11 protein-coding genes and 1 pseudogene are annotated in these 10979 nt (G+C 67.7%); 8 read left to right on the top strand and 4 right to left on the bottom strand.

The features are described from left to right. Window positions 1-127: 127 nt before the first annotated feature. The 4 genes and pseudogenes from AB5S17_RS00860 to AB5S17_RS00845 form a co-directional block, all read left to right on the top strand. On the top strand, window positions 128-2191 hold the full coding sequence (locus AB5S17_RS00860; RefSeq protein WP_369236098.1) for a S9 family peptidase: 2064 nt from the start codon (window positions 128-130) through the stop codon (window positions 2189-2191). Window positions 2192-2432: 241 nt separating this feature from the next. Continuing rightward, complete coding sequence (locus AB5S17_RS00855) at window positions 2433-3185, top strand: dienelactone hydrolase family protein (protein WP_369235163.1); 753 nt, start codon at window positions 2433-2435, stop codon at window positions 3183-3185. Between the two features lie 5 nt (window positions 3186-3190). Beyond that, the gene (locus AB5S17_RS00850; protein ID WP_369235161.1) at window positions 3191-3718 is read left to right on the top strand and encodes a DUF421 domain-containing protein; all 528 of its coding nucleotides are present in this window, start codon (window positions 3191-3193) and stop codon (window positions 3716-3718) included. A gap of 343 nt (window positions 3719-4061) precedes the next feature. After that, a pseudogene (locus tag AB5S17_RS00845) lies at window positions 4062-4406 on the top strand (cell wall hydrolase); the annotation flags it as partial. Window positions 4407-4670: 264 nt separating this feature from the next. Here the strand turns inward: AB5S17_RS00845 and AB5S17_RS00840 are convergent. Next, the gene (locus AB5S17_RS00840) at window positions 4671-5573 is read right to left on the bottom strand and encodes a LysR substrate-binding domain-containing protein (RefSeq protein WP_369235159.1); all 903 of its coding nucleotides are present in this window, start codon (window positions 5571-5573) and stop codon (window positions 4671-4673) included. Between the two features lie 112 nt (window positions 5574-5685). Here AB5S17_RS00840 and AB5S17_RS00835 point away from each other — a divergent pair, with 112 nt between their 5' ends. The 4 genes from AB5S17_RS00835 (at window position 5686) to AB5S17_RS00820 (ending at window position 9628) form a co-directional block, all read left to right on the top strand. After that, complete coding sequence (locus AB5S17_RS00835) at window positions 5686-5979, top strand: hypothetical protein (protein WP_369235157.1); 294 nt, start codon at window positions 5686-5688, stop codon at window positions 5977-5979. 391 nt (window positions 5980-6370) lie between these two features. Then, complete coding sequence (locus AB5S17_RS00830) at window positions 6371-8200, top strand: methyl-accepting chemotaxis protein (RefSeq protein ID WP_369235155.1); 1830 nt, start codon at window positions 6371-6373, stop codon at window positions 8198-8200. A gap of 276 nt (window positions 8201-8476) precedes the next feature. Further along, on the top strand, window positions 8477-8722 hold the full coding sequence (locus tag AB5S17_RS00825; RefSeq protein ID WP_369235153.1) for a hypothetical protein: 246 nt from the start codon (window positions 8477-8479) through the stop codon (window positions 8720-8722). Window positions 8723-8920: 198 nt separating this feature from the next. Next, entirely contained in the window at window positions 8921-9628 is a 708-nt protein-coding gene (locus tag AB5S17_RS00820; RefSeq protein ID WP_369235151.1) for a Crp/Fnr family transcriptional regulator, read from the top strand. An 81-nt stretch (window positions 9629-9709) separates the two neighbouring features. Here the strand turns inward: AB5S17_RS00820 and yacG are convergent, their stop codons facing one another. The 3 genes from yacG to infA are packed head-to-tail and all read right to left on the bottom strand — an operon-like array spanning window position 9710 to window position 10843. Then, window positions 9710-9916 (bottom strand): DNA gyrase inhibitor YacG, encoded by a 207-nt coding sequence (gene yacG / locus AB5S17_RS00815; RefSeq protein ID WP_369235149.1) that lies wholly within the window; start codon window positions 9914-9916, stop codon window positions 9710-9712. Further along, entirely contained in the window at window positions 9913-10611 is a 699-nt protein-coding gene (locus tag AB5S17_RS00810; RefSeq protein ID WP_369235147.1) for a Maf-like protein, read from the bottom strand. The genes yacG and AB5S17_RS00810 overlap by 4 nt, the downstream gene beginning before the upstream one ends. Window positions 10612-10624: 13 nt before the next feature. Continuing rightward, complete coding sequence (infA, locus tag AB5S17_RS00805) at window positions 10625-10843, bottom strand: translation initiation factor IF-1 (protein ID WP_055892241.1); 219 nt, start codon at window positions 10841-10843, stop codon at window positions 10625-10627. Window positions 10844-10979: the final 136 nt, after the last annotated feature.

Raw genomic sequence — 10979 nt, 5'->3', positions numbered from 1 at the left:
AACTGATCCTGCATAGAATGCCGGCGCGGCTGTTGCACCGCACGCGCCACGACCGTCCCACCGCAACGTCCTGAAAGATCGCCCGATGACACAATCCGCCCTGCCAGCCGAACTGCCGAAGCCGCCGATGCCGGAGCGCCGGCCGGTGCAGGACGTGCGGCACGGCCTCGAGCGGTCGGACGCCTATGCCTGGCTGCGGGCGGCGAACTGGCAGGACGTGTTCAAGGACACCACCGTGCTCGATCCGGCGATTCGTGCGCATCTTCTGGCCGAGAACGCCTATCAAGAGGCCGTGATGGCCGGCACGGAGGTGCTGCGCGAGACGCTGATCGCCGAGATGCGCGGCCGCATCAAGGAAGACGATTCCTCCGTTCCCGCCCCCGACGGGGAATGGGCCTACGGCATCTCCTACGAGGCCGGCGCCGAATATCCGCGCTTCATCCGCCGGCCGCGCGCGGGCGGCGCCGAGAGCGTGCTCCTCGACGGGCAGAAGGAAGCGGCCGACCGCGCCTATTTCTCGCTCGGGGGTATCGCCCATTCCGGCGACCACCGCTGGCTCGCCTGGTCGCATGACGACAAGGGCTCGGAGTTCTACGCCGTCTCGATCCGCGACACCGAGACCGGCAAGGACCTGCCCTACCGGATCGAGGACACCAGCGGCCAGGCCGTCTGGTCGGCGCGCTCCGGCGGCTTCTTCTACACGCGGCTCGATTCCAACCACCGGCCGAGCCGGGTGTTCTTCCACAAGCTCGGCACCGACCCCGCCGACGACGCGCTGATCTACGAGGAGACCGATTCCGGCTTCTTCATGGGCGTCGGCAAGACCCAGTCGGACGAGTATGTCGTCATCGACATCCACGACCACGAGACCGCCGAGTGCTGGCTGATCCCGGCCGCCAATCCGGCCGCCGAGCCGCGGCTCCTCGCCGAGCGCGAGACCGGCGTCGAATACGACGTCGACGAGGCGAACGGCACCCTCTACATCCGCACCAATGCCGACGGCGCGCGCGACTACAAGATCGTCACCGCTGCGAGCGACGCGTCCCGCCGCGCCGACTGGACGGACTACGTGCCGCACGAGGACGGGCGGCTGATCCTCAGCCACATGGTGCTGAAGCGCCACCTGATCTGGCTGGAGCGCCGCGACGGCCTGCCGCGTATCGTCGTCAAGCGGCTGTCGGACGGCGAGGAGCATGCGGTCGCCTTCGACGAGGAGGCTTACTCGCTCGGCCTCGCCGGCACCTACGAGTTCGACACGACCACGATCCGCTTCTCCTATTCCTCGCTGACGACGCCGGCGCAGACCTACGACTACGATGTCGAGACGCGCGAGAGGACGCTCCTGAAGACGCAGGAGGTCCCGTCCGGCCACGATCCCGAGGACTACGTCACCCGCCGCATCTTCGCCCCCGCCACGGACGGCGAGATGGTGCCGGTCTCCCTGCTCTACCGCAAGGATACGCCGCTCGACGGCTCGGCGCCGTGCCTCCTCTACGGCTACGGCTCCTACGGCATCACCATCCCGGCCTCGTTCAACACCAATGCGCTGTCGCTGGTGAACCGCGGCTTCGTCTACGCCATCGCCCATATCCGCGGCGGCAAGGACAAGGGCTTTGCCTGGTACGATGCCGGCCGGCGGCGCAACAAGGCGAACACCTTCACCGACTTCATCGCCGTCGCCGACCACCTCGTCACCGAGAGATTCACCTCTTACGAGAAGATCGTCGCGGAGGGCGGCTCGGCCGGCGGCATGCTGATGGGCGCGGTCGCCAACATGGCCCCGGAGAAGTTCGGCGGCATCATCGCCGTCGTGCCCTTCGTCGACGTCCTCAACACCATGCTCGACGACACGCTGCCGCTGACCCCGCCGGAATGGCCGGAATGGGGCAACCCCGTCCTCTCCGGCGAGGACTACGCGGTGATCGCGTCCTACAGCCCTTACGACAACGTCAAGCGTCAGGCCTATCCGCCGATCCTCGTCCTCGCCGGCCTCACCGACCCGCGCGTGACCTATTGGGAGCCGGCGAAATGGGTGGCGCGCCTGCGCGAAATGAAGACCGACGACAACCCGGTCCTGTTGCGCACCAACATGGACTCCGGCCACGCCGGCGCCTCCGGGCGCTTTTCCAAGCTGGAAGAGGTCGCCTACATCTACGCCTTCGCGCTACGGCTGATGGGGAAGGAAGCCTAGCCTACAGGCCCCCAAGCCTGCGGCGGCTTAGGCCCCTGACCGTTTCGGCGTGCATGACGACGGCGCTTGCGCCGGGCGACATCCGCCCGGCGCCGTTCATGCTGCGCCGCGGGAGCGCCGTCGCAGTTTCCTCCGCCCTCGGCTGGAAACCGACCCGCCGAAGGCCATTTGCCCGCACGCGCCGCGTGCCGCCGGACATCATCCCGGGGCACGGCGGCGGACGGACGAGCAGGAGGCCGGCATGGCGAAGCAGGACATCACGATCAAGACGGCGGACGGAACGGTGCCCGCGGGGCTGTTCCGGTCGGGCAGCGGCAGCGGCACCAAGGCCGGCGTCATCCTCTACATGGACGCCTTCGGCCTGCGCCCGGCGCTCGACGGCATGGCCGAGCGGATCGCGAAGGCCGGTTACGTCGTCCTCGTGCCCGACCTCTTCTACCGCTTCGGCGACTACGGCCCCCTCGATGCCAAGACCGCCTTCTCCCATCCGGACACGAAGGAGAAGATCATGGGCATGCTGACCGAGACGACGCAGGCGAAGGTCAAGGAGGACACCCGGCACTATCTGGAGACGCTCGCCGAGAACGGCGCGACCGGCCCGATCGGCACCGTCGGCTACTGCATGGGCGGCAAATTCGCCATCGGCGCCGCCGCGTACTATCCGGACAAGGTCGTGGCGGCCGCGAGCTTCCACGGCGGCGGCCTCGCCAACGACGATCCGGACGCGCCGCACCGCCTCGCCGACAAGATCCGGGGCCGCGTCTATGTCGGCGCGGCGAGCGTCGACCGCAGCTTCCCGCCGGAGCAGTCGACCAAGTTCGCCGACGCCTTCCGCCTCGCGGAGGTCGACTTCACCCTGGAGAACTACAAGGGGATGCAGCACGGCTGGACGGTGCCCGACCACGGCGTCTACGACGAGGGCGGCGCGGAGCGGCACTGGCAGCGGCTGATGACCCTCTTCGCCGAGACGCTCGACGCCCCGCGGGCGGGCTGAGCGGCATGTTCTTTGACGGGTGGCACGACCTCGGCCGCATCCTGATCGTCGGGACTCTCGCCTATGTCGGGCTGGTCTTCCTGCTGCGGGTGACCGGCAAGCGCACCCTGTCGAAGATGAACGCCTTCGATCTCGTGGTGACGGTGGCGCTCGGCTCGACGCTCGCCACCGTCCTGCTCTCGAAATCGGTGTCCCTGTCGGAAGGGATGCTAGGCTTCGCCCTCCTCTGTTTCCTGCAGTACGTCGTCGCGGAGGCGTCGGTGCGCTGGGAATGGTTCCAGAGCGTGATCAAGGCCGAGCCGTCGCTGCTCTACTTCGAGGGCCGCTTCCTGACGCGGATGATGAAGCGCGAGCGCGTCACGCGGGAGGAGGTGCTGGCCGCCGCCCGCAACCAGGGCCATGCGAGCCTCGACGAGGTCTCCGCCGTGGTCCTGGAGACGGACGGGTCCTTCAGCGTCCTCTCCGGCGATGCCGCGATCAATGCGGGAACCCTCGCTAGCGTGCGGCCGGCCGATCCGGACTGGCGCGACTGAAGCCGAGCCGGCGGCCGTGCGGCGTCGACTGTCGGGCGGGCCTCCGCACGGCCGGTGGCACTACCGGAACCCGCACCGCACCGCGCCCGCCACTCGGATTTTCGGAGAAGCTTAACCATGCCGGACGATCGCATCCGCGATGCGGCGCCCGCGCACCACCCGTTAAGACCTCATCCGCCATATCGGGATTTCGCGACGACCCTGAAAAGACGTTCCGGCGCCCCGAGTTTCAGCGATGCCTCATTTCCTACCGGCGAAGTTCCTGCGCACCGCCCTGCCGCTTCTGGTCCTGGCGATGCTGTCGGCCTGTGCCACGCGGCCGACCTTCACCATGAGCGCGCACGAGTGCATGACGCGCGTCATGTATTTCGAATCCAACCGCTCCAGCGAAGAGGGCATGATCGCCGTCGGCACGGTGGTGATGAACCGCGTCGCCGACCCGCGCTATCCGAACGACGTCTGCTCGGTGGTCGGACAGCCGAACCAGTTCGCGCCCGGCGTCCTGACCCGCTCCATGGGCAAGGGCAAGGCGCTCGCCTCGCGGATGGCGACGAAGGTGCTCTCCGACGGCTGGCGCCATGCCTATGTCGGCAAGGCCAAGTTCTTCCACACCGCCGGCATGACCTTCCCCTACACCAACATGCACTACCTCATCGAGGCCGGCGGCAACGTCTTCTACGAAAAGCGCAAGAACGCCCGCAGCCTGACCGATCCCCCGTTCCGCAACCCGCCCTCCTACGCCTCGCGTTTCGAGCCGCGGCCGGTCGGCTATGCCGCCCCGCAGATCGCGCCGCCGCTGCTGCCCCCGGCCCAGCCGGTACAGCTTGCAACGGAATCGCCGCGCTCGTCGGCCGTGCGGCCGCACCGGGTCCGCTCGCGGGTCACCCCGCAGCCGATGTCGATCGCCGACCTCATCGCCCAGAACGGCGGCTGAGCACGGGAGCCCGCTTCATCAGGCGAAGATCCGCGTTCCCCGCCCCGACGCTGCGCGGAAATGCTCCGAGACATGGGCGGCGAGCGCGTCGGCGACCGGGCCGGCCGCCTCGCGCCTCATCATGTAGACGCGGTAGCTGCCGAGGCTCGGCAGGCCGTGCCGGCCGTCGAGGCGCGCGAGCGTCCGGGACACGACGCTGACCGGCAGCGGCGCGATCGCAAGGTCCGCCTCGACCGCCGCGATCTGCGCCTGGCAGTTCTCCGAGGAATAGGCGACGCGGTAGCCGATGCCGGCTGCGTCCAGCGCCGCCAGCGCCGCCCCGCGCCAGGTGCAGCCCTGGTCGGCGAGCGCCAGCGGCAGCGGATCGCGCAGCGCCGCCGCGCCGTTCTTCAGTCCGATCCAGACCAGCGCCTCGCTGTGCACCTCCTCGGCGAGGAAGCCGGGATGGTCGTCCGTCGCCAGGAGTGCCACGTCGATCTCGCCGCCGGCGCAGCGGCGCCTGAGTTCGCGGCTGGAATCCAGCCGCACGTCGACCTGGACATGCGGATGCGTGGCCGCGAAGCGCTTCAGGATCGCCGGGATGGCGAAGATCCCGGCGTCGTAGGGCGCGCCGAAAGCCACCTTCCCCTCGATCTCCGGCTTGCGGAAGAACGCCATCGCCTCGTCGTTCAGCCGCAGGAGCTTGCGCGCGTAGCCGAGCAGGTGCTCGCCGTCCCCCGTCAGCTCGACCGAGCGCGTCTCGCGGCGGAAGAGCTCGCGCCCGGCGATCTCTTCCAGCTTCTTCACCTGCAGGCTGACGGCCGAGGGCGTGCGGAACACCCGCTCGGCGGCGCGGGAGAAATTGCCGGTCTCGCAGATGGCCACGAAGGTGCGGGCGAGATCGATGTCGAGGTTCGGCAAGGCGGGCGCCGTGCGGCTCATCGGTTGCACCTCTCATCTGTGATATTTTCTCGAAGATGAGGTTACTCCTTATCGTTCGACTCATCAATCGTTCCGACGCATGTTGCCTCCATCGCAATCGAAGGAGGTTCCCATGCTCCAGAGTGTCTATTCGCCGCGGATCGAGGAGAAGGCCGCAACCCGTCGCATCGGCGGTGTCGCCGGCTGGTTCCGCTCCTGGACCGAAGAACGCCGTCGGCGAAAGCTGCGCCGCGACGCCGCGGCCACGCTGCTGAGGGTCGACGACGCGGTCCTCGAGGACGTCACAGGCATCGACCGGGTTCAGCTGGAGGCGGTGCTGCGGCTGCCGCTGGAGATCGACGCTCTGGAGCGGCTCGAACAGAGCCGCCGGTTCGGACAGCGTCGGCCAGCCATCCCGAACGACTAGGTCGGCAGGCCGGGGCCCGCTCGGACGGGTCCCGGTAGTCCCTCCCGCGAGGAACGCAGCCGCCGCCGGCGTCCGGGACTTCCTCGAAGACGCGCATCTTCACCAAGCGGAAATCCGGCGCATGCTCATGATGGCCGCCACCGGCGTCAGCTCACGCCAACGTGCCGCTTGCACCATTCCGTCGGCCGGCCGCGCCGCAGTGCCCGGCCGGCAAGCCCCTCGCGGTTCGCCGCCGACGGCGGATTCATATGCTCCGTGAGCCAAACCGTCAGTTCAACGTACGATAATTTCCTGAAACCACCGATTGCTCTTTAACCCGCCATGCACGACTGACCGGATAATTGACCTCCTTGGACAGCCTCATTCCCCGTGGCTCCAAAGGAACCGTCCCATGCTCTTCGGCCGCAATCGCAGCGCAGACCTCGCCTCCGCCATCGACCGTTCGCTCGCCGTCATCGAGTTCACGCCGGAGGGGAAGATCATCACGGCCAACGCGAACTTCTGTCGCTGCCTCGGCTACGAGCTGGGCGAGATCGTCGGCAGGCACCACTCGATGTTCGTCGAGCCGGATTATGCCAAGAGCCCGATGTACCGCGCCTTCTGGGACAAGCTCGGGCGGGGCGAGTTCGATTCCGGCAGCTATCTGCGCCTCGGCAAGGGCGGCAGCGAGGTCTTCATCCAGGCGACCTACAACCCGGTGAAGACTGCGGGCGGCCGGGTCTACAAGGTGGTGAAGATCGCCTCCGACATCACCGCGGCGAAGCGCGAGGCGCTCGACAACCAGGGCAAGCTCGACGCGATCTCGCGCGTGCAGGCCGTCATCGAGTTCGATACCAGCGGCAAGATTCTCGCCGCCAACGAGAACCTGCTCAAGGCGGTGGGCTACAGCCTCGACGAGATCGTCGGCAGGCATCACTCGATGTTCTGCGAGCCGGACTATGTGCGCTCGCCCGAATACAAGGCGTTCTGGGAGCGGTTGAACCGCGGCGAGTTCGTCTCCGGCGAATTCAGCCGCGTCGGCAAGGGCGGCCGCCCGATCCACATCCAGGCCTCCTACAACCCGATCTTCGACCTCAACGGGCGGATCGTGAAGATCGTGAAGTTCGCCTCTGAGGTCACCGAGCTCGCTGCCCGGCGCAAGGCGGTCCAGACGCTGGGCGAAGGGCTGAAGCAGGTCGCGGCCGGCAAGGTGAAGCACCGCATCACCGAGGGCTTCCCGCCGGCGCTGGAACAGCTGCGCAGCGATTTCAACGAGACCGCCCGCACGCTGGAGGATGCGCTGACGAAGGTCGGTGAGACGGCGCGTTCGGTGGAGTGCGCCACCTCCGAAATCCGGCAGGCCTCGCAGGACCTCGCGCACCGCACCGAGCAGCAGGCCGCCTCCGTGGAAGAGACCACCGCCGCGCTGACCGAGCTCACCCAGTCCGTCCGGACGTCCAGCAGCCGGGCTCAGGAGGTCGGCGCGCTGGTGGCACGCACCAAGTCCGATGCGGAGACCTCCGGCCAGGTCGTCGAGAAGGCGGTGGCGGCGATGGGCGAGATCGAGGGCTCGTCGAGCCAGATCGTCAACATCATCGGGGTCATCGACGAGATCGCCTTCCAGACCAATCTCCTGGCGCTGAACGCCGGCGTCGAGGCGGCGCGCGCGGGCGAGGCCGGCAAGGGCTTTGCCGTGGTCGCGCAGGAGGTGCGCGAGCTCGCCCAGCGGTCGGCCGGCGCCGCCAAGGAGATCAAGGGCCTGATCAACACCTCGTCGGACAAGGTGAATTCGGGCGTCGCACTGGTCGACGAGACCGGCCGGGTGCTCCAGAAGATCGTCGCCGCGGTGCAGGAGATCGACCGGAACGTCCAGATGATCGTGGAGGCCTCCCGCAGCCAGGCCGACGGCCTCACGGAGATCGACCGGGCGGTGTCGTCGATCGATCAGGGGACCCAGCAGAATGCGACGATGGTCGAGGAGTCGACCGCGGCCTGCCACAGTCTGGCGGGACAGGTGCAGGAACTGAACGCGCTGCTGGAGCGGTTCGACCTGGGCGCCACCCCGGTGCCGGCACCGCGCCGCGCAGCGCCATCGAACGACCGCGCCGTTCGCCCGGTCGCCCGTCCCATCGGCGCCGCGCGCACCGCGGCTCCGGCGAAGCGGCCGCAGGGCTCCCAGGGCCGCGCCCTGGCCGTGAAGGCCGATGCCGCGGTCCAGCAGGACGACTGGGTGGAATTCTGACCGCGACAGCGGTCCGGAATCCGGCCGCCCCTCCGCGCTTCGGACCTGACACCGGCGCGCTCCTCGGCGATCGTCCGGAGCGCGTCGTCCCATGCGGCTGCGGCCCCGAGTGGAGACGGGCCGCCCCTCCCCAATTTCCATGAGAAGAGGACCGCCCCCGCAGAGAATCGTCTGGCAGATGCGGCGCGGTGTCGTCTCCTGCGGTCAGGCCTCGCCGAGCCTGCCGATCGGTCCAGTTAACGCGGGACATCGGGCACCGCAGGAAAGGACCGTCACATGGCCAGGTACTTCTTCGATGTTCAGGACGGCGAAGACTTCATTCGAGATGAAGAAGGTCTTGCCTGTCCGTCGCGCGAGGAGGTGCGGCTCGCCGCCATCGCCGCTCTTCCGACCATGGCACGCGATGCGCTTCCCGACAGCGATCGCCACGAGATCTCGGTCCATGTCCGCGACCAGAAGGATCGTCCGGTTTTCCGCGCAAGTTTGCTGCTCAGAGCGGAATGGCTGGACGAAAGTTCATGAACGATACTAATGGAGAGACTGATTAATTCTGCGGCACTCTGTCGCGGCGACGTTCATCAATGTATCGATCGTCGCGAGCTTTTTCACATTTGTGGATGAAATCATTCTGCCGCTCCGCTAAGTCGGAGGAAATTCCGCTGCCGACGCAGCGATTTAGGGCCTTTCCGGGGGAAGGGCGATCGGCAGAAGGATCGTCGGTTGAAGAACGCGCTGATCCGAAAGCTTCAGAGCGTTCTGGAGCTGACGGACGATGAGAGAACTGCGCTGATGGTCCTGTCGCTAAACGCGCGGCACGTCGGCAGCAGGCAGGACCTCATCCACGAGGGTGAGCGCCCGCGGACGGTCGACCTGATCCTGGAAGGCTTCGCCTGCCGCTACAAGCTCCTGTCGGGCGGCAAGCGCCAGATCACCGACTTCCTGCTGCCGGGCGACATGACCGATCTGGACATCTGCATCATCGGCAAGATGGATCATGCGGTGGCCACGATCTCGCCCTGCAGCGTGGTCGAGATGCCGCTGTCGGCGATCGAGGACCTGACCGCCCATCACCCGCGGGTGGTGAAGGCGATGCGGCGGATGGCGCTGGTGGAAAAGGCGATCCTGCGCGAGCGCATCGCCGGCATGGGCCAGCGCTCCGCCGACCGGCAGCTCGCCCACCTCCTGTGCGAGCTTCTCGTGCGGCTTCAAACCGTGGGATACGCCGGCAAGAACGACTACCGTCTCCCGCTGCGCCAGCAGGACCTCGGCGACACGCTCGGCATCTCGCTGGTGCATGCCAATCGCATGCTGCAGCAGCTGCGCGACCAGGGCCTGATCAGCCTCGACGGGCGCCGGCTCGTCATCCACGACGTCAAGGCGCTGATGGAACGCGGCGAGTTCAAGCCGGACTATCTCCATCTGACCTGATCCGGCTGACATCGGACGGGCTCAGGAAAGGCGAGAGCCAGCGGCTTCAGCCGGGCGACGGTTTCAGCCGCAAGAGGCAGGTCACTCTTCGCCGTCGTCCGATCCCGGCGTCTCCTCCACCTCGACCGCCGAGCCGGGGATGACGTAGGAACCGGAGAGCCAGCGACCGAGGTCGATGTCCTTGCAGCGCGCCGAGCAGAACGGATAGTGCTCGCGGGTCGAGAGGCGGCCGCATTCGGGGCATTTTCGCTTCGGCCGGAGCGGGGTGAGGTTGGCGGGGATGCTCACGCGTCCTCTCCTTCCCGTGCTCCCTCGGACTGAACGCCCTCTCCCGCGCCATCGTCCGTCATGTCCATCGCCGGCGCCTTCCAGCCGGCATGGATGTCGTAGCCCTCGCCGCCGAGCAGCGCGAGCGTCTCGTAGAGCGGCAGGCCGACGACATTGGTGTAGGAGCCGACGATGCGCACGACGAAGGCGCCGGCGAGGCCCTGGATGGCGTAGCCGCCGGCCTTGCCGCGCCACTCGCCCGAGGCGATGTAGCTGTCGAGGTCGAGCCGGGACAGGCGCTTGAAGCGCACCCGCGTCTCGATCAGCCGCTGCGCCACGGCGCCGCGCGGGCCGATCAGGCAGACGCCGGTATAGACGTGGTGCGTGCGGCCGGAAAGCGTGCGCAGATTGGCGACGGCGTCGTCGACGAGGTCCGCCTTCGGCATGATCTGCCGGCCGACCGAGACGACGGTGTCGGCGGCGAGGATGTAGGCCGGATCGGCGTCGAGCTCGCCGAGGCGTGCCGCCGTCACTTCCGCCTTGGTCTTCGACAGACGCTTTGCCAAAGAGCGCGGATGCTCGCTCCTCTGCGGCGTCTCGTCGATGTCGGCCGGCATCAGGCGGCCCGGTTCGATGCCGGCCTGCTGCAACAGGGCCAGGCGCCGGGGCGAACCCGAAGCCAGCACCAGCATGGGGCGCGCGGACACGGCCGTCATCTTACCTGCGGGTCTACTTGAAGCGATAGGTGATGCGACCCTTGGTCAGGTCGTAGGGCGTCATCTCGACCAGCACCTTGTCGCCGGTGAGAACGCGGATGCGATTCTTGCGCATGCGGCCCGCGGTATGGGCGATGATCTCGTGGTCGTTCTCCAGCTTGATGCGGAAGGTCGCATTCGGCAGGAGTTCGGTGACGGTGCCGGGAAATTCGAGAACTTCTTCTTTTGCCATAAGCTGCTTTCGTCTTGGACGGTGTCGATGCACCGGAGCCGGGTCCGGCGCTGCATGGGGCGCGCCGGTCTGCGGCGGCGAAATCGGGATCGCGCCTTAAATCGGAGCAAACGGTGCAAAAAGCAAGACGGGATCG

This window comes from Jiella sp. M17.18, assembly GCF_041027365.1.
GTDB lineage: Bacteria > Pseudomonadota > Alphaproteobacteria > Rhizobiales > Rhizobiaceae > VKMB-3413.
This window is presented reverse-complemented; position numbering and strand designations above follow the sequence as displayed.

Coding starts and splice junctions, on each gene's coding strand:
- AB5S17_RS00810 (WP_369235147.1), bottom strand. CDS start 10,611: ATGACGGCCGTGTCCGCGCGCCCCATGCTGGTGCTGGCTTCGGGTTCG.
- AB5S17_RS00835 (WP_369235157.1), top strand. CDS start 5,686: ATGCTCCAGAGTGTCTATTCGCCGCGGATCGAGGAGAAGGCCGCAACC.
- AB5S17_RS00850 (WP_369235161.1), top strand. CDS start 3,191: ATGTTCTTTGACGGGTGGCACGACCTCGGCCGCATCCTGATCGTCGGG.
- AB5S17_RS00830 (WP_369235155.1), top strand. CDS start 6,371: ATGCTCTTCGGCCGCAATCGCAGCGCAGACCTCGCCTCCGCCATCGAC.
- infA (WP_055892241.1), bottom strand. CDS start 10,843: ATGGCAAAAGAAGAAGTTCTCGAATTTCCCGGCACCGTCACCGAACTC.
- AB5S17_RS00855 (WP_369235163.1), top strand. CDS start 2,433: ATGGCGAAGCAGGACATCACGATCAAGACGGCGGACGGAACGGTGCCC.
- AB5S17_RS00840 (WP_369235159.1), bottom strand. CDS start 5,573: ATGAGCCGCACGGCGCCCGCCTTGCCGAACCTCGACATCGATCTCGCC.
- AB5S17_RS00860 (WP_369236098.1), top strand. CDS start 128: ATGCCGGAGCGCCGGCCGGTGCAGGACGTGCGGCACGGCCTCGAGCGG.
- AB5S17_RS00825 (WP_369235153.1), top strand. CDS start 8,477: ATGGCCAGGTACTTCTTCGATGTTCAGGACGGCGAAGACTTCATTCGA.